The sequence below is a fragment of the Paraburkholderia sp. SIMBA_030 genome (genome assembly GCF_046535245.1).
In the GTDB taxonomy this organism is placed as follows: domain Bacteria; phylum Pseudomonadota; class Gammaproteobacteria; order Burkholderiales; family Burkholderiaceae; genus Paraburkholderia.
In genome coordinates this window covers 221,402-239,752 of the sequence record NZ_JAWRXB010000006.1, presented here as the reverse complement: position 1 = coordinate 239,752, position 18,351 = coordinate 221,402, and the positions used below count along the sequence as shown (strand labels likewise).

The 18,351-nt window shown below is 61.9% G+C and carries 16 protein-coding genes and 1 pseudogene; 10 read left to right on the top strand and 7 right to left on the bottom strand.

The window, feature by feature from the left end:
- The first annotated feature begins 10 nt into the window (after window positions 1–10).
- The 7 genes from SB772_RS12570 to SB772_RS12540 all read left to right on the top strand — a co-directional run bounded on the left by SB772_RS12570 (window position 11) and on the right by SB772_RS12540 (window position 7,087).
- Entirely contained in the window at window positions 11–1,507 is a 1,497-nt protein-coding gene (locus tag SB772_RS12570; RefSeq protein ID WP_410833571.1) for an efflux transporter outer membrane subunit, read from the top strand.
- Between the two features lie 514 nt (window positions 1,508–2,021).
- Window positions 2,022–3,092, top strand: coding sequence for an ABC transporter substrate-binding protein (locus SB772_RS12565; protein ID WP_410833570.1), 1,071 nt, complete (start codon window positions 2,022–2,024; stop codon window positions 3,090–3,092).
- The gene (locus SB772_RS12560) at window positions 3,089–3,922 is read left to right on the top strand and encodes an ABC transporter ATP-binding protein (protein WP_410833569.1); all 834 of its coding nucleotides are present in this window, start codon (window positions 3,089–3,091) and stop codon (window positions 3,920–3,922) included. The genes SB772_RS12565 and SB772_RS12560 overlap by 4 nt, the downstream gene beginning before the upstream one ends.
- Before the next feature lie 12 nt (window positions 3,923–3,934).
- The gene (locus SB772_RS12555; RefSeq protein WP_410833568.1) at window positions 3,935–4,765 is read left to right on the top strand and encodes an ABC transporter permease; all 831 of its coding nucleotides are present in this window, start codon (window positions 3,935–3,937) and stop codon (window positions 4,763–4,765) included.
- A gap of 71 nt (window positions 4,766–4,836) precedes the next feature.
- Window positions 4,837–5,769: an acetamidase/formamidase family protein gene (locus tag SB772_RS12550; RefSeq protein WP_410833567.1), complete on the top strand. Its 933-nt coding sequence runs from the start codon at window positions 4,837–4,839 to the stop codon at window positions 5,767–5,769.
- A 147-nt stretch (window positions 5,770–5,916) separates the two neighbouring features.
- Complete coding sequence (locus tag SB772_RS12545; RefSeq protein WP_410833566.1) at window positions 5,917–6,180, top strand: FmdB family zinc ribbon protein; 264 nt, start codon at window positions 5,917–5,919, stop codon at window positions 6,178–6,180.
- A 145-nt stretch (window positions 6,181–6,325) separates the two neighbouring features.
- Complete coding sequence (locus SB772_RS12540; RefSeq protein WP_410833565.1) at window positions 6,326–7,087, top strand: SDR family oxidoreductase; 762 nt, start codon at window positions 6,326–6,328, stop codon at window positions 7,085–7,087.
- Between the two features lie 82 nt (window positions 7,088–7,169).
- Here the strand turns inward: SB772_RS12540 and SB772_RS12535 are convergent, their stop codons facing one another.
- The 7 genes from SB772_RS12535 to SB772_RS12505 form a co-directional block, all read right to left on the bottom strand.
- The gene (locus SB772_RS12535) at window positions 7,170–7,940 is read right to left on the bottom strand and encodes an SDR family NAD(P)-dependent oxidoreductase (RefSeq protein ID WP_410833564.1); all 771 of its coding nucleotides are present in this window, start codon (window positions 7,938–7,940) and stop codon (window positions 7,170–7,172) included.
- 12 nt (window positions 7,941–7,952) lie between these two features.
- The gene (locus SB772_RS12530) at window positions 7,953–8,948 is read right to left on the bottom strand and encodes an acetamidase/formamidase family protein (RefSeq protein WP_410833713.1); all 996 of its coding nucleotides are present in this window, start codon (window positions 8,946–8,948) and stop codon (window positions 7,953–7,955) included.
- 60 nt (window positions 8,949–9,008) lie between these two features.
- Entirely contained in the window at window positions 9,009–9,713 is a 705-nt protein-coding gene (gene urtE / locus SB772_RS12525) for an urea ABC transporter ATP-binding subunit UrtE (protein ID WP_410833563.1), read from the bottom strand.
- A 2-nt stretch (window positions 9,714–9,715) separates the two neighbouring features.
- A complete protein-coding gene (gene urtD, locus SB772_RS12520; protein WP_410833562.1) occupies window positions 9,716–10,471 on the bottom strand; it encodes an urea ABC transporter ATP-binding protein UrtD in 756 nt (251 codons plus the stop codon).
- The gene (urtC, locus tag SB772_RS12515; protein ID WP_410833561.1) at window positions 10,468–11,604 is read right to left on the bottom strand and encodes an urea ABC transporter permease subunit UrtC; all 1,137 of its coding nucleotides are present in this window, start codon (window positions 11,602–11,604) and stop codon (window positions 10,468–10,470) included. The genes urtD and urtC overlap by 4 nt, the downstream gene beginning before the upstream one ends.
- Complete coding sequence (urtB, locus tag SB772_RS12510; protein ID WP_410833560.1) at window positions 11,601–13,211, bottom strand: urea ABC transporter permease subunit UrtB; 1,611 nt, start codon at window positions 13,209–13,211, stop codon at window positions 11,601–11,603. Before urtB ends, urtC begins: the two co-directional genes overlap by 4 nt.
- Before the next feature lie 85 nt (window positions 13,212–13,296).
- Complete coding sequence (locus tag SB772_RS12505; protein WP_410833559.1) at window positions 13,297–14,544, bottom strand: urea ABC transporter substrate-binding protein; 1,248 nt, start codon at window positions 14,542–14,544, stop codon at window positions 13,297–13,299.
- 402 nt (window positions 14,545–14,946) lie between these two features.
- Here SB772_RS12505 and SB772_RS12500 point away from each other — a divergent pair, with 402 nt between their 5' ends.
- The 3 genes and pseudogenes from SB772_RS12500 to hemA all read left to right on the top strand — a co-directional run bounded on the left by SB772_RS12500 (window position 14,947) and on the right by hemA (window position 18,270).
- Complete coding sequence (locus tag SB772_RS12500; RefSeq protein WP_410833558.1) at window positions 14,947–16,134, top strand: transporter substrate-binding domain-containing protein; 1,188 nt, start codon at window positions 14,947–14,949, stop codon at window positions 16,132–16,134.
- The gene (locus SB772_RS12495; protein ID WP_410833557.1) at window positions 16,131–16,733 is read left to right on the top strand and encodes an ANTAR domain-containing response regulator; all 603 of its coding nucleotides are present in this window, start codon (window positions 16,131–16,133) and stop codon (window positions 16,731–16,733) included. Before SB772_RS12500 ends, SB772_RS12495 begins: the two co-directional genes overlap by 4 nt.
- Before the next feature lie 146 nt (window positions 16,734–16,879).
- Window positions 16,880–18,270, top strand: a pseudogene (hemA, locus tag SB772_RS12490) (glutamyl-tRNA reductase).
- Window positions 18,271–18,351 lie beyond the last annotated feature (81 nt).

Here is an 18,351-nt window from a genome sequence, read left to right as displayed (position 1 = left end):
AAGCTATAACGTGATCGCTCTCAAACGTTCATCCACGCTGTTGATGCCGCTGCTGCTTGCGGCCTGCGCGGTAGGTCCAGACTTCAAGCAGCCGGCCGCCCCGAGCGGCGGGGGTTACACGCAGGCTCCGCTGCCGTCGAAGACCGCAGCCGCCCCCGGCGCAGTGGGAGGGGCGCAGCAATTCGCTGTTGGCGGCGATATTCCGGGCCAATGGTGGACGCTGTTCCAGTCGCCGGCGCTTAACGCGATGATCGACCGCGCGTTCAAGGCGAGCCCAACCATCGCTGCCGCACAGTCCGCGCTTGCCGTGGCCCGTGAGAACATGCTGAGCCAGAGGGGGACGCTCTTTCCGAGCATCGGCGTCGACGCGTCAGGCAGCAGAAACGAAACGGCCACCGCGAGCCTTGCCCCTGTCGCCGCGAACAACCAGCGCATTTACTCGCTCTACACAGGCGAGCTGACCGTTTCGTATTCGCTTGACGCATTTGGCTTGAATCGCCGCATGATCGAATCGACAGCCGCGCAAGCCGACAATCAGCGTTTCGAACTCGAAGCGGCTTATCTGACCTTGAGCAGCAATCTCGCGCTTGCAGCGTTCAACGTTGCTTCGCTGCGCGGGCAGATCGCTGCGCAGCAGGAGGTGATCAAAGCCCATGTCGAACTCCTCGACATCCTCCGGCGCGAAAGCACGCTCGGTGAAATTGCCGAGGCGGACGTCCTGCAACAGCAAGCGGTGCTTGCGCAGGTACAGGCCGCGATACCGCCGCTCGAGAAACAACTGGCGCTGCAGCGCGACGCGTTGATCGCGCTCATGGGCGGCTTTCCGAACGAGGATGTCGCGGCTGATTTCGACCTGTCCTCCTTGCACCTGCCCGAGGATCTTCCCGTCAGTCTGCCATCGACCCTCGTGGAACGCCGGCCCGACATTCTTGCCGCGGCTGCGGCGTTGCATGCGGCTAGCGCGCAGGTGGGTGTCGCGATCGCCAATCGCTTGCCGCAAATATCGTTGACAGCGGCCTTGGGCACGTCGCCCAGTGCCGTCGCGAACGCATTTACGCCGTACAACCAGTTCTTCGCCATCGTCGGGAAGGCCGCCCAGCCGATCTTCCAGGGTGGAGCCCTGCTTCATCGCCAGCGTGCGGCGCAGGCGGCATTCGATCAGGCCAGCGCCCAATACCGCTCGACGGTGATCAACGCATTTCAGAACGTCGCCGACGTATTGCAGAGCGTGCAGGCGGACGCGAAGACGTTGCAGGCCGCCGTCAATGCGGAGCAGGCTGCCTCGCGCAGCGTGGCGATCGAACGTGAAAAGCTGCGCTCAGGCGAAGCGTCTTATCTGTCGATGCTGACCGCGGAGCAGACCTGGCAAATGGCACGCATTGCGTCGATACAGGCAAGGGCCGCCAGACTGGCGGATACGGCAGCCTTGTTCCAGGCCGTGGGCGGCGGCTGGTGGAATCGGTCCGATTCACTCGTCTCGACATTCGCGCCAAACCAACCGCGATAAAACAGATCGTGAAATGCCTGCCGTAGAGCCGGCCCTGCGTATCGCTGCGCGAGTTCGGCATCCTGACGCGCCGTCTCTTCGGTCGGCGCACTCGATAAGTTGAGGGCATCTATCGGATGAGCGATCGCAAAATTATCGAATGCTAGTTGCGTGTGCAACGTTGCACCATTGGCGTGCTGCCACGCGAAGGAGTATGCGAAGTGGTGCGTGCCCGGCGCTTACACAGGTCGTTCACGTGGCCTTTTTTGCGTTGCGTGAAATGTGAGCGATCCCACTTCCATTGAGGGTTCGCAAGGATCGAAGAACTCCGCATGTGCGGCGTCGCGCAAACTGGCACAGCGGTTGCTTAATAAGCCACGCTGAGGTTCGCCGTGCGCGGCGAGCATCAAACAGCAGTCCCGTTGTCCGAGACAAAGGCGTCTTGGACAACACCGGCCAAAAAGGTCCGACATCAGTGCGTCTGATGCCGGACCTTTTTTTATTTTCCGATCTCATTATTGTCGGAGTTGAAGCAATGAAAAGACGTACGTTTTCAGAAGTCGGTTCGGGCTCTGCCACCGGTGCTGTGCCTCGGCCTGGACGTGTTTTGCTCGCCACGCTCAGCGCCTGCGCGTTCGGGTTCGCTCATCCCGCTGCAGCGGCGCCGCTGCAACCCATCGAATTTTCCGAGGCCGTACATAACCTCGGTTACATCGACCTTTACGTTGCACAGCACGCGAAGCTGTTCGAGAAGTACGGGCTAACGGTGCACCTGAGCGCGGCCGGTGGGGACACGCAAGCTTTCGCCGCGGTGCTCGGCAAGACCGCGCAGTTCGCCGTCGGCGATCCGACCATGGTGGAGATGTCTCGCGAGCGCGGCGGACCGGGCATGGTCGTCGGAACGCTGGTGCAGCGTGCACATTACTTTGGCGTATCGAAGACCGTGGCGCGCATCACCGATCCAAAGGCCTTCAAAGGCCTGACCCTGGTCACGTCGCCCGATCCGAATACCGAGTACAGCGTCACGAAGAAACTGCTGCAGGACAATGGCCTGAAAGTCGGTACGGACGCGAAGATCGTCGAAGTCACCCCAGGCACGGAAATCGGCGCCATGCTCGCGGGTCGCGCCGACATCGCGTTCGCGCAGCAGCCGATGGTGGCCGCTGCGATGGCGCAAGGGGCGAAAGTGGTATTCGACTTCTCGAGCTATATGGGTCCGTTCTGCAATACGGGGATCATGGTGCTGCCCGAGTATGCCAAGGCGCATCCCGAGGTCGTGCAGTCGCTCGTGAACGCATTGGAAGAAGCCGCACGTCTTACGTATGCCAAGCCCGACTACGCGAAGGAGGTTGCCCGCGCGGAGTTCCCGGACCTGCCGCCCGACGTGGTGAACAAGGCAATCGACATGGAGTTGCAGTACAAGATCCCGGCGCAAACGCTGCCGGTCGATCGGCAGCAGTGGGACAAGCTGATATCGATGCAGAAGTACCTGGGCAACGTACAAGGGACGCTGTCCTATAACGACGTGATCGACAACACCTTTTCCAACAAGGCGGTCAAGACCGCCGTGGCAGGCGCAGGCGTAACGGTGGCGGGGTCCAAATGAAGGTAGCGGGCGCCAAAGCGCCTCCGGCGCAGGCGGGAGGGACGGCCCACCCGCTCGCCCCGCTGGCTGCGCGCGGGGTCGGCAAATCGTATGGCGAAGATGACGGCGAGTTGAATCAGGTCATCGGTGACATTTCCTTCAGCCTGCGCGCCGGGGAAATTGTCAGCCTGGTGGGCCCATCTGGTTGTGGCAAGACCACGCTGCTGAACCTGATGAGTGGTCTTACGCAGCCGACACGCGGCGCGGTGCTGTGGCACGGCGAGGCGCTGGAGGACGTTCCCAAGGGCATCGGCTACATGTTGCAGAAGGACATGCTGATGCCATGGCGCAACGTGTTGGCCAACGTCACGCTTGGCCTCGAACTGACCGGGATGTCGCGCGCGCATCGCGAGAAAAAGGCGCATGCGATGCTCGGCAAGGTCGGACTCGCACCGTACTACGACTATTACCCGTCGGCTTTATCGGGCGGCATGCGTGCGCGCGTTGCGCTCGCGCGCACGCTGGTGACCGACCCCGAAGTGATGCTGCTCGACGAGCCGTTCGCCGCGCTCGATTTCCAGACGAAACTGGTGCTGGAAAGCGATATGGCCCGGCTGGTCCGGGGCCAAGGTCGCTCCGTCCTGCTGATCACACACGACGTCGAGGAGGCGGTCTCATTGTCGGACCGTGTGATCGTCCTCACCCACCGTCCGTCGAGCATCAAGGCGATCCACGAGATCCGCCTGGAATGCGATCGCAACGACATGATGGCCGCCCGCGACGCTGCGGGCTTCACCGCCCACGTACGCGAGATCTGGTCTCAGCTCGACGTGCGCATGGGCGAACGTTGAAAAGGAATCCGCGTGCAAGAAACCCGTTCCCCGGCACCCCCGTATGCCCCGGCATCCCTCAAATGGCGCAGGCTGCTGCGCCGCTGCCGTGGCAAGCTCGTCGTGGCCGCCTGCCAATTCGCGCTACTCGCGGCACTGCTCGCACTGTGGCAAGTTGCGACGTCGAGTCAGGCGCTTGCCTTCCTGTTCGGTTCGCCCAGCCAGATCTGGGGTTACCTGGTAAAAATGCAGCAGGATGGCAGTCTCATGCACGACGCAGGCGTGACCGGCATGGAAACGCTGCTCGGCTTTCTGTTCGGCAATGTCATCGGCACCGTGCTGGGCTTGTCGCTATGGTATTCGCGCTTCGTCTCCAAGGTCATGCAGCCGTTCATCGTTGCGCTGGGCTCGATTCCGATCGTCGCACTCGCACCTATCGTCATCATCTGGTTCGGTACCGGGCTCGCATCGAAACTCGCGATGTCGACGCTGTCCGTGGTGGTAGTGGCGCTGGTCACCGCGTACAAGGGGGCGACCAGCGTCGATGACGATCAGATCAATCAGATGCGCACGCTAGGCGCGAGCAAGCGGCAGACTTTCCACAAGCTGGTGATCCCCGCCTCACTGCGCGACATCTTCGCGGGCTTCAGGCTCACGGTCGGCTTTGCGTTGATTGGTGCCATCGTGGGCGAATTCATGTCGTCGGACGACGGGCTCGGCCATGCGATCTTTAAGGCGGGCAGCCTTTACATCATTCCCAAAGTATTCGCCGGCGTGGTGGTGACCATCGCGCTCGCGCTCTTCCTGTCGTTTCTCGTCGGTCGGCTCGAGCGCTTCCTCATGCCCTGGCACAAGTTCGATTGACCTAAGCCATCCGCCGCGACGTTGCCGGCGGGCGGCATCTTAGCAACCCCCGAAGGAGCAGGCAGCATCCCATGAGCACGCTATCCACCCAACACCAGATCATCCGCAAGGACGACCTGAAGTACGCACTGACGGCTACCGATGGTTTCATCGCCGAAGTCTCGCCTGGCGAGACCTTCGAGGTCGAGACCGAATTGAACATCGGCGGCCACCTGATTACGCAGCTCGACGAAAAGCTGGACGAGTCGAAAGTGAAGCTCCCGTTCGTCAATCCAGCCACCGGGCCTGTGCGCCTGCGCGGCGCGAAGCCTGGCGACATGGTCGTGATCGACGTCCTCGAAGTCGGCGTGCACGGCCTCGGTTATACCGCGCTATGGCCGGGCATCGGCATTTTTCCGGATTGGGTCCGTAAGAAGGAATTCGGCATCCAGAATCGCAACGTCGTCGTCAAAAATGGCATTGTTCACTGGAGCGACTCGCTCAAGCTGGAAGCCAAGCCGATGATCGGCGTGATCGGCGTGGCCCCGGTGGCGGGCGGCACGCTCACCGTCGACAACGGTACCCACGGCGGCAACCTGGACATCCAGGAAGTCACGAACGGCAATCGCATCATGTTTCCGGTGTTCCATGAAGGCGCGTACCTGTATTTCGGCGACGTGCACGCGTTGCAGGGCGACGCCGAGTGCAACGGCATGGGGGCGATCGAAATTCGTGGCCACCTGAAGCTCAAGGTCGACCTCGTCCGCGCGCCGAGCCGCATGACCTGGCCACGCATCGAGACGCCGACGCACATCTGTACCGTCGGCTGCGCGCGGCCGCTCGACGATGCGCTGCGCATCGCGTTCGAGGAAATGGTCTATTGGCTGGAAGAGGGTTACGGCATCCCAGGTGCCGAAGCATACATGCTGCTCGGCCAGATCGCGGAAGCGCGCTGTACCCAGATGGTGAATCCGAAATACACCTATATCTGCAAGGTCGACAAAAAGTACTTGCCCAAGCATTGAGGAAACGGCCGCCCGGGCACGGGCGGCCCGGCACAGGCGATTGTGCTGTGAGCACCGCCGATTTCCTGACCGGTTACGGCCCGAGGAACCGGCACGCGACAGTCTGTTGTAAAACTATCGATTTCGAAGAAAGAGGAAAGAAAGGCGATGCCGATTTATCCCTATCGTTGTGAAACCTGTGGCACGTTCTCCGTCATGCGTCCTGTCGCTGAACGCGACGCGGCCTGTGCTTGCCCCACGTGTAGCGCTATCGCGCAGCGCATGCTGGCCATGCCTGCGCTGGCATTCATGTCGTCGACGGCGAGTGCCGAACGCCAGGTCAACGAACGTGCGGTTTACACGCATCAGCATAGCGCGGGGTGCGGCTGCGGGTCGAGCGTACAGTCAAGCGCCGAATCACCGGTGGGCTGAATGGATTCGCCGCCGGCGCTGCATAAGAAGTCCAGATGAAATAGATTTTCTCAACCAGCTTTTCACTATTACGATGGAACTCGCGATTACCGTATTGCGCGTGTTGATCGTATGGGCATCGTATTGATACATGGAGGTTTGTCTCATGAGTTCAGAACCCGGCAAGATCGCATTGATCACTGGTGCGGGTAGCGGTATCGGACGCGCCACCGCTCGCAAGCTGTTTCAGCACGGCTACCGTGTGGTGCTCGCTGGACGAAGCAAAGCACCCCTCGAGGCACTGGCCGACGAGGCGCAGCAACTCGGCCGCGAGGCGCTTGCTGTTCCCACCGACGTCACCGACGCCGCTAGCGTCGCCGCCCTCTTCGACGCGATACGACAACGCTACAACCGCCTCGATCTTCTCTTCAACAATGCCGGCCGTGGCGCACCGGCCGTCGATATCGACGAACTCAGTCTGGACGACTGGCGCGCCGTCGTGGACACGAATCTGACGGGTGCCTTCCTCTGCACGCGCGCTGCCGTCGCGTTGATGAAAACGCAACTGCCGCGCGGCGGACGTATCATCAACAACGGCTCGATCTCCGCGCACGCGCCACGTCCGAACAGTATCGCCTATACGGCCACTAAGCACGCGATCACCGGCCTGACCAAATCGACATCACTCGATGGACGCAAGTACGATATCGCCTGCGGACAGATCGACATCGGCAACGCTCTCACCGACCTGGCCGCACGCATGGCAAAGGGCGTGCCACAGGCGAACGGTGAAATTGCCGTCGAACCGCTGATGGATGTCGAGCACGTCGCCGGTGCGGTCCTTTATATGGCCGATTTGCCACTCGATGCGAACGTGCAGTTCATGACCATTATGGCTAGCAAGATGCCGTTTGTCGGGCGCGGGTAGCGACGAGACAACGACCGCGGGCGTGTGGCGCGGTCTGTGTCACAACCTCTGCAGCATCGAAAGTGACGCGGCTTTGCGGCACTTAGAGCTGCACCCCGCGCGTGAGCGCACCATCCACTACAAGATTCGCCCCGCTCACGAAGCTCGCCGCCGGACTCGCTACGAACGCGACCGCGTTCGCGATCTCCTGCGGGCGCGCCATGCGTCCGCTGGGATTCAACGCCAGTGCTTGCGCGAACAGCTTCGGATCGTTGTGTTCGATGTGATCCCACACGCCGCCTTCGAAATAGACGTTGCCCGGCGACACGGCATTCGCGCGGATGCCCTTCGGCGCGAGATGGTACGCGAGGCCTTGCATATAGTGGATCAGCGCTGCCTTGAAGGTCCCGTAAGGGCCGGCGGCAAAGTCGATTTCACGGCCGGATACGCTCGATATCGCGATAATCGAGGCGGCCTTGCTCGCTTCCAGAAACGGCAGCGCGGCGTCGACCAGGTTGACCGTGCCCATCAGGTCGGTGTCGAATTCCTTGCGCCATGATTCGAGATCGTTGCCGATCGACAGCGCGCTCACATTGGCGACCACGATGTCGATGCCGCCCAGTTGCGCGGCGGCGTCGCGTGTCCAGGCCTGCAACGCGGGGCCGTTCGAAACGTCGACCGAGGCGCCGCATACCTTGACCGCACCGCCGGTGACCTCCACGATGCCGGCCACCGTCTGTTCGACCGCGGCGCCGTCACGCGCGCAGAGCGCGACGTCCGCGCCTTCGGCTGCCAGCGTTTGCGCAATGGCGCGGCCGATACCCTTGGTTCCGCCGGTTACGAGTGCCTTCAAACCTTTGAGTTTCAGATCCATGGTGGTGTCTCCTCAGGCAGCCGGTGTGAGATATTTTTTGCTGATAGCCGCGCCGACCGAATACTTCGGGTCGACGAAATTGCCCAGCCGCACCTTGCCGCACTGGCTGAGCATCATGTAGGCGTCCCAACGGTCGAAGCCGTATTCCTTTTCCATCCACAGCACCAGTTCCCGGTACGCGATGCGCGTCGCGTCTTCAAGCGGGCGCGCGCTGCCGATCGCCATCAGCAGATCATCGGTTTCGAGGCGCGGCCATTCGATGTGCCAGCCCTTGATCAGATCGACGTGGATCGTGGTCGTGCTGGAGAATTCGACGGCGGTGCCGCACACTTCGCCATCGCCCTGGCAGGCGTGCGCGTCGCCGATAAAGAGCCGCGCACCGGCCGAGCGTACCGGCAAATAGGTGATGCTGCCCGGGCCCATGTCGGGCACATCCATATTTCCGCCGTGGTTGTCCGGCGTGAGCGAATTGATCGAGTCGATTTCCGGCGACAGGCTCAATGTGCCGATATGCGGCTTGTACGGCAGCGTGACGCGCTTGCTCCAGTAGACGCCTTCTTCGTCCACGTCGATCTTGCGGGTGATCTCGGGCAGCGGCTCATTGAGCGTTGCGGTGTATTCCGTGCCGGTCAGCGCGCCGAAGCGCGGAATCAGGCAACAGGTGCCGCGCGGATTGTCGCCGCGCGGCAACATCGATTCGATGTACACCGCTACCACGTCGCCCTTCTCCGCGCCTTCGATCATGATCGGGCCGCTTTGCGGATTCAGGAACGGCACCCGCAGCTTCTGACTCGGCAGATCCTGTTCCGTGAGGATCTTGCCGTCAAATGCATCGCGTGTCTGAACCACAACCCGGTCGCCCGGGTCGATGTTCATCACCGGCGTCGAGTACGGTCCGATAGTGTAGTGAAATGTACCCTGCCGGGATTCGCTGAGTTCATGCGTTTCGCGGACCTGGCCGCGTGCGACGCCGCGCGTGTGCATGATCGATTGTTCGAGCCAGTGCATCATGGTGTTCCTGCTCAATTGTGGGTTGTCGAAGTGAATGGGTGCAATGCCGACGCCGCGTCACACTGAAATTAGCGCTCTGACGTTATTGGCTTCCATCTGGTCCCCGGGCCCCGCCGACACGACCTGGCCGCGTACCAGCACGACATAGTCGTCGGCTACCGCCTGCGCGAAATCAAAAAATTGTTCTACCAGCAGGATCGACAGCGATCCTTTCAGCGAACGGATCACCGCCTCGATCTCCATCACGATCGACGGCTGGATGCCCTCGGTCGGTTCGTCGAGAATCAGCAGCTTCGGATTGGTCAGAAGCGCCCGTCCAATCGCAAGCTGCTGCTGCTGTCCGCCGGACAGATTGCCCGCGATGCGCCGGCGCATCGTCTTGAGCACCGGAAAGGTATGAAAGACGTCGTCGAAGGAAAATTGCTTGCCCTTGGCGGTCTGATTGCGCTCGCCCGCGTAGGCGCCGATGCGCAGATTTTCTTCGACGCTGAGTTGCGGAAAAATCTCGCGTCCTTGCGGTACGTAGCCGAGACCCGCCAGCACGCGGCGGTGCGACGGCGCGCGCGTCAGCGGCTGGCCCGCCAGTTCGATTTCGCCGCCTTTGACCGGCAGCAACCCGACGAGGCACTTCAGCAAGGTCGTCTTGCCTACGCCGTTGCGGCCGAGTACGACGGTGCAGGCGCCTTCGGCTACGTTCAGCGACACGTCGCGCAACGTGTGGCTGCTGCCGTAAAACTGATTGAGTGCGGAAATCCTCAGCATGCTCACCTTCCGAGATAAACCTGAATCACGCGTGGATCGTTGCGCACGCGCTCCATCGATCCCTCGCCGAGCAGTTGCCCTTCATGCAACACGCTGACGAGGTCCGCGATCTCGCCGACAAAATCCATGTCGTGCTCGATCACCACCACCGCCCGCTCGGGCGACTTGAGCCGCGCGATCAGTTCGGCGGTGCGTGCGGTTTCGTGATCGGTCATGCCGGCAACCGGTTCGTCGAGCAGGATCACGTGCGGATCGGCGACAAGCAGCATGCCGATTTCGAGCCACTGCTTCTGGCCGTGCGACAGCGTGCCGGCCATCCGATGCCCTTGATCCTCGAGACCGATCGTCTCGAGCACTTCGTCGATGCGCCGGTTCTGCTGTGCGCCGAGGCGCGAGCGAACCATGTCCGCATAGCCGCGGCCGTTGCGAATCGCGAGTTCGAGGTTTTCGCGGACCCGCAGCGCTTCGAACACGCTCGGCTTCTGGAATTTTCGGCCGATGCCCAGTCGCGCGATGGACGTTTCGTCGAGCGTCGCGAGATTCGTGACCTTGTTCAGAAAGACCTCGCCTTCTGCCGGCCGGGTCTTTCCCGTGATGACATCCATCAAGGTCGTCTTGCCCGCACCGTTCGGACCGATGATGGCGCGGATCTCACCGTAACGGAACTCCATCGACAGATTGGTGATCGCCGCGAAGCCGGAAAACCTCACAGACAAGCCGCTGATGTAGATGGCGGTGGCCGGTTGTGGCTGGTTCATTGGCCGCCTCCCTTGCTTTCGCTGCCGGCGGCCTTGAGCGTGCCCCACACGCCGTTGCTGAAATAGACGACGATCACGAGCGTTACGCCGGCAAGAATGAACGGCCACACCGCCGGCAGTTGCGCGGTCAGCCAGAACTTGAGTCCGTTGACCACGATCGCGCCGACGATTGCGCCGATCAGGGTGCCGCGCCCGCCGATGGCCACCCACACGGCAATCTCGACGGACAGTTGCGGCGAAACGATAGTCGGGTTGACGATGCCGACCTGCGGCACGTACAGCATGCCGGCAAACGCCGCGAGAACCGCCGAGAGACACCACGCGAAGAGCTTCAGCGTATGCGTGCGGTAGCCGAGAAAGCGCATCCGCGCTTCGTCGTCGCGCACCGCGATTAGCGCCCGGCCAAAACTGGAGCGCGCGAGAAAGCGCACGCCGACATAGGCCACCACCAGCAGCAGGCACGAACACACCGCGAGGCCGATCTGCGTGGACGTATCGGCTAGCTTGCGGCCCGCGAGGCTCGTGAAGCCGGTCATGCCGTTGTTGCCGCCGAGGCCCACGTCGTTGATGAACAACAGCAGCATCAGCGCATACGTGAGCGCCTGCGTGATGATCGACAGATACACGCCGTTGATGCGCGAGCGGAACGTGACGAAGCCGAACGCGCCCGCGACCAGCACGGTGACGACGATCGTGGCGAGGATCGTCACATCGAGCCGCGAGAGCATCTTCCATACGGCGGGAAAGTCGCTCGCGCCCATGTATTGCATGAAGTCCGGCAACACATGCGTTTCGGCGTAGGCGCCGTTCAGCAGATAGATGGCCATCATATAGCCGCCTATGCCGAAGAAGATGCCGTGCCCGAGGCTCAGGATGCCCGCATAGCCCCAGACCAGATCGAGCGCCAGCGCGAGCAGCGCGAAACACATGATCTGTCCGACCAGGTTGATGCCGAACAGCGACAGATGCAGCGCATTCGACTCCGGAATCACAAAATAGGCAAACGGCAGATAGAGCGCCACCAGGACCAGCACCGGGGCGATGCCGACCTCTACGGTCTGGCCTAGCCATTTTGTTGCAAATGCCGACAAGGTCAATCTCCTGCTGGTACGCGGATCGGAAAACGTGTTCATACGCGGGTCTTCAATGCAAAGAGTCCTTGCGGGCGCTTCTGGATAATCAGCACGATCAGCAGAAGCACGGCCACCTTGGCGGCAACTGCTCCGTAGAACGGTTCGATAAACTGGTTGATTTCGCCGAGCGCGAGCGACGAGACGACTGTCCCCGCGAGACTGCCCGCACCGCCTAATACCACCACCATGAACGAGTCGACGACGAAGCCCGTGCCCATCGACGGATTGACACTGGCAATCTGCGTCAACACTACGCCGGCCAGTCCCGCGAGGCCGGCACCCAGGCCGAAAGCGATACGGTCGACACGCTCGGCGGGCACGCCGAGGCAGCGCGCCATATCGCGCAGCTGCGTGGTGGCGCGCATCAGCAATCCGAGCTTCGTGAAGCGGACCACGGCGAAGGTCGCGGCGAAGATCAACACGGCGAGCACGATTGCAAACACGCGGTTGTAGGTCACGAAAAAGCCGGGCGCGACCTGCATGCCGCCGTTGAGAAAGCCGGGCGTGATGAACTCGACGTTCTGTGAGCCGAACAGCACCTGAATCAGCTTGATCAACGCGATGCTGACCGCCCAGGTGGCGAGCAGTGTCTCCAGCGGCCGGCGATACAGAAACCGGATGACGAAGAATTCGAGCAACATGCCACACGCTGCGCAGATCACGAACGCCACGGGAATCGCAACGAAAATGTAGGCGTCGAACAAGCCCGGCAGATGCGCCTGCATGAAACGTTCGACGAGATACGTCGCGTACGCGCCGATCATGATGAATTCGCCATGCGCGAGATTGATCACGCCCATCAGGCCGAACACGATCGACAGGCCGAGCGCCGTCAGCAACAACACGCCGGCATAGCTCAAGCCGCTAAACAGAATCGACAAGCCCTTGCCGAGCGACAGCCACGTGTCCATGTGGCGAATCGCGCCCTGCACCGCAGCCAGCACGTCGGGATCCGAGCGCACGGAATCCTGCGCCGCAAAGTTCGCCAGCGCAGTACGCGCGGTTTCGCTCGGCACCTCGGCCACAGCCTTGATCGCCGCCAGGCGGTCGGCCTTGAGATTGCTGTTCAGCCCGCGCTTAGCCAGCGCCAGCGTGAGAACGGTCGCGATATCCGGGTCGTGCTGCGCCTTGACCGCACGGGCGACGACAGTGGGATCGAGCAATGCAAAGAACTTGTCGACTTGCCGCGCGGCCGTCGCGCGGGTGTCCGGCTGCGGCGAGAACAGGTCCATTTCCGCCGACGCCAACGCGAGCCTGCGCATCATCACGATGCTCGGCACATAGGGCGAATCCGCCGGCGCGTTGGCGCGCGGTTGGAGGGTCGCGGCGTCGAGCGCAGGGTTTCCCTGCAGCGTCGCCTGACCGTCGGCGCCGCACACCAGCGCGCCGTTACGAATCGCATCGACGACCTGACGCGCCCACGCACGCTCATGCGTATCGTCCGACACGCCGGTTTCGACGAGTTGCGCTAGCGCAGCGGCCTGATCGCCGTTCGTCGCGCAGAACGACGTGAGCATCGCGGCGCGGCCCGGCGCGGCGCTCGCGGTAGTGGCCCAGACAAGCGCCAGACAAGCGATCGCGAGAAAGATCTGCCTGAAATTGATCATGGGTGTTTCCATTCGATCCTGCTACGGGGATCGGCATGCTTGCGTATACCGATCCCACAACTGCCCGACGGTCCGACAGGGCCTGTCAAGCCTTGCCGATGAACGGGCTGAACGCCACCGGCTTCTCGATGTCTTTCGACTTCCACAGAATGTCGAAGCCCTGAGTCGCGTTGATCGAGCCGATCATGTCGCCACGCCACAAGTACTGCGTGGAAGCGTCCATCTTCACCGTGTAACCCGCCGGATCGAGCATCGACTGACCCGCGAGCGCCTTGCGCACCGCGTCCGTGCTGGTGGAGTGCGCTTTCGCGGCAGCCTGCGCCCACAGATTGATGCCGAGGTAGGTCGACACCATCGGGTCGATCACCATGTCCGGCCGATGCTTCAGGTTATGCGCGCTGACGTAGCGCTTCCAGTCGCTCTTGAACTGGCGGTTCTGCGGCGTATCGACGTTCTGAAAGTAGCACCAGCAGCTGAGGTGGCCGACCAGCGACTTCGTGTCGAGACCTTCCAGATCGCTGTCGACCACGTCCAGGCCAAGGATCGGAATATCGGTTGCGCGCACGCCCTGATTGATCGCTTCCTTGAACATCGCCGGAATCGAATCGCCGACCACCGTCATCACGACGATGGCCTGGCCGCCCGGTTGCGCGGCGAAGTCCTTGATATCGCGCACGATGGTCTGGAAGTTCGACTGCCCGAATGGGACGTAGTGTTCACGCCATGCCGAGTCCGGAATGTTCTTCGTCTTCAGATAACCCTTGAGCATCTTGTTGATCGTGCGTGGCCAGACGTAGTCGCTGCCGATCATATAGAAGCGCCTGGCGCCGCCGCCCTGGTCACTCATCAGGTAATCGATTGCCGGGAGCACCGAGCTACTCGGCGGCGAGTTCAGATAGACGACGTTCTTCGACTGCTCTTCGCCTTCGAAGTGAAGCGGATAGAACAGCAGACTGTCCTGCGACTCGACCACCGGCAACACCGACTTGCGCGACACCGATGTCCAGCAGCCGAACAGCGCAGCGCATTTGTCGCTCAGGATCAGTTGCTTCGAAAGCTGCGCATACATGGGCCAATCCGACGCCGGATCGACGACGACGCCCTGAAGCTTGCGCCCGAGCACGCCGCCCTTGGCGTTGATCTGATCGATCGTCATCAATGCCGTATCTTTTAGCAGCGACTCGCCGTTGGCCATCGTGCCCGATTGCGAAAACAGCAGGCCAAGCTTGATCGGATCGCTGGCTCCCGCGGCAAACGCAGCCTTAGGTAGCGCAGTGCCCGCAGCGGTCACCAACCCGGAGCCGACTGCCGACAGGAAGGTACGTCTTTTCATTTGCTTCACTCCGACATGGATTAGAAATCGCAAACGCAAAAAGCCCGAAACCAGACAAGCTGGTTTCGGGCTTTTTTGGCCGGTGCCGCTCAAGACGCCTTTGTCTCGAACAGCGAAATGGATACTGTGGTTCCCCGTTATGCACGGCGGGTCAGTACGACTCTATAAGCAATGGCTATGCCAGATTTTGCGGCCGACCGGGATGCGTGCCGCAAAACCCTTTTGTGACGCGGATGCGAATTGATCAGTTGCGTTCCGGCCGAAACGGCAGGCATCATAAAAAAGCAGTCGGCGCGGCTGTCTGGCTCAGCGCCGCACAACGACAGTGCGCGTGCGCACCAACCGCGTGCGACACGCACAAACAGCGCACTTCCCAAACGTAGCGACCATCGGTTTTGATGAATGACCCGTATTGATGCCCGCGGTACCTCGGACCCAATCAGAATTGGCGTGCTGTACTCACGCTCAGGCGTGACCTCAGCCGCGGAGCTCACTCAACTGCAAGCCACCATGCTTGCGGCGGAGGAGATCAATCGCGCAGGCGGCGTGTCCGGCCGCGAGATCGAACTCGTCTGTCTCGATCCGCAATGCCAGCCGCGGCGTTATGCCGACCTCGCCGAACAACTGATTCTCGAACACCGGGTTCGGATTATCGTCGGCTGTTATATGTCCAGCACGCGCAAGGCGGTCATTCCGATTGTCGAGCGGCACAATGCGCTGCTCTTCTATGCGACACCGTATGAAGGCTTCGAATACAGCCGCAATGTGATCTACACCGGCGCGGCGCCGAATCAGAACACGCTGCCGCTCGCCGGTTTCATGCTCACGCAGTTCGGCTCACGCGTGAGCATGATCGGTTCAGACTATGTGTGTCCCTACGAGTCGAATCGCGTGATGAGCGATCTGATCCTCGAACGCGGCGGAGAAAAGGTGGACGAAACCTACCTGTCGCTCGATGCGCCGTGGGAGAGTTATCTGGATGTCGCAAAGCGGATCAGGCAGTTCGCACCCGACTTCATTTTCTCCACGGTAGTGGGCGAAGGCATTCTGCATCTGTACCGTGCGTTTGCTCATGTCGGGCTCGATCCGTACCGTACGCCTATCGCCAGCCACATGACCAGTGAAGCCGAAATCGCGGTTATGGGAAACGACCTCGCACAAGGACACATCACCTCGGCCGCGTACTTCCAGAGTGTGGATACGGCCGCGAACCTCGGCGCCGTCGCCCGCTATCAGGCCCGCTTCGGCGACGATCAGCCGACCAACATGTGTTGGGAAGCCTCCTATTTCCAGATGCATCTGCTCGCGGATGCGATCCGCCGCGTCGGCTCCGACGACCCGACGCTGTTGCTGCGCGTGTTGCCCGGACTCGAATTCGACGCGCCGCAGGGCCGCGTGCGTATCGACGAGCACAATAACCACACGTACCTGCATCCGTTAATCGGCCGGGTCGACGCGCATGGCCGCTTCGATATCGTCGGGCGCGCGCCTGAACGCGTGAAGGCGGATCCCTACGTCGTCTCTCACAGCACGCCCGCGTGGACCGCGCACGCGCGTCCTGAACTCGCACGCCCGGGAGGGGATCGATGAAGCAGACGGCGCAAACGCCGACGATCCTGCGCGACCTTCGTTCGCTAAAAGTCGTTGTGATCCATCCGCAGGATCAGGACGGCGAAGAGTTGCTCGCGCAGCTTCAGCGCATCGGCTGTGACGTGCAGGTATGCTGGCCGCGCCTCGACAGCCTGCCTTCCGATACCGGCCTCGTCGTCATGGCAATGCGTCCTGAGACGCTGTCAGTCGATTATCCGTGGCTCGGAACCAGCACGTCGCCGCCGGTGATTCCGGTCGTGACCTACGAAAATCCGCTCACCATCGAAGCGGTGCTGCGGTTGAATGCGTTCGCGACGATCCCGTCGCCGGTCCGCTCGTTCGGGTTATTGACCGCCATCGCCGTCGCGCTCACGCAATTCAAGGCATCCCGCACACGTGAGCGATACATCGAGCGGCTCGAGCAGAAGCAGGCGAAGGTTCGGGTGATCCAGCAGGCCACGCGGATCGTAATGGACTCGCGCGGCATGTCTGAAGAAGATGCGTATCAGCTGCTGCGCTCAAAGGCCATGCTCAAACGCGAACAGATCGAGACGGTGGCCGGCGACATCGTCAAGGCACACGAAACGCTGAGTTTCTAACGTAGGGAGGGACACTTCGAATTGGTGAATTGTCTCGTTCGTTGTACACGTCGCGTCTATTGATTCGATAAAGACAAAGCATTGGCAGTTGTGTGCCGCAAACAATAGCATGGTAGCTAGTCCTTTCCTCGACGCATTGTCCTTATATGCATCTGCTCTCCATCGGGATCAATCATCACACCGCGCCGGTCGCCTTGCGCGAACGCGTGGCGTTCCCGCTCGAACAGATCCGGCCCGCGCTGCAGACGCTGAAAGCCGCGTGGCGAGGGCGGAGTAGCGCGCGCGGCGGCGCGGCGCATACGGCGCCGGTGACTGGACGGCTGGCATCCGGCGACGCGCTGTCAGAAGCGGCGATTCTGTCGACCTGCAATCGCACTGAAATCTATTGCGCGACCGATGACCGCGCCGCACCTGAGCACGCAATTGCGTGGCTGTCCGCTTATCACGGCGTTCCGGCAGATGAACTCGCGCCGCATGTCTACGCGCTGCCGCAATTGGCGGCGGTGCGCCACGCGATGCGCGTTGCGTCGGGCCTCGACTCGATGGCGCTCGGTGAAACGCAGATCCTCGGCCAGATGAAAGAGGCGGTGCGCACCGCGTCCGAAGTTGGCGCGATGGGCGTCTACCTGAACCAGATGTTCCAGCGCACCTTTTCGGTCGCAAAGGAAGTGCGCAGCCAGACTGACATCGGCGCGCATTCGGTATCGATGGCCGCCGCGGCGGTACGGCTAGCGCAGCGGATCTTTGACAAGATCGCGAACCAGCGCGTACTGCTGATCGGCGCGGGCGAGATGATCGAGCTGTGCGCGACCCATTTCGCGGCGCAGGCGCCGCGTGCGCTCGTGGTCGCTAACCGCACCCTCGAGCGCGGCAGTAGGGTCGCCAAACGCTGCGGCGGTCAGTCGATGCCGCTTGCGGACCTGCCCGAGCGTCTGCACGAGTTCGACATCGTGGTGTCGTGCACCGCTTCTTCGTTGCCGATCATCGGCCTCGGCGCAGTCGAGCGCGCAATCAAGGCACGCAAACACCGACCGATCTTCATGCTCGACCTTGCGGTGCCGCGTGATATCGAGCAGGAAGTCGGGCAGCTCAACGACGTGTTCCTGTTCACGGTTGACGACCTTGGCGCGATCGTGCGCGAAGGCGGCGCGATGCGGCAGGCCGCGGTTGCGCAAGCCGAAGCGATCATCGAGACGCGCGTTCAGGGATTCATGCAGTGGCTCGAACAGCGCAGCGTGGTGCCGGTGATTCGTCATCTGCACACGCAGGCCGACGCGCTACGGCGAGTCGAGCTGGAGCGCGCACAAAAATGCTCGCGCGTGGCGACGATCCTGCCGCGGTGCTCGATGCACTGTCGCAGGCGCTTACCAACAAGTTCATCCACGGTCCGACCCGTGCGCTCACGCATGCTTGTGGCAGCGATCGGGACAAGGTCGTCGACATGTTGTCTGGCTTCTACGGCCACTCAGGGTCGTCCGGGCATCAGGGGCGCTCGCCGCGTTTCTCTCCCGGCGCGCTCGAGGATGCCAACTTCTGACGATGGCCCGTTCGATTGACCCGTTCGCAGCATGTGCACTGGAACGGGTCCCCCAACTCGACTGATAGCCGCGCGCGGCGG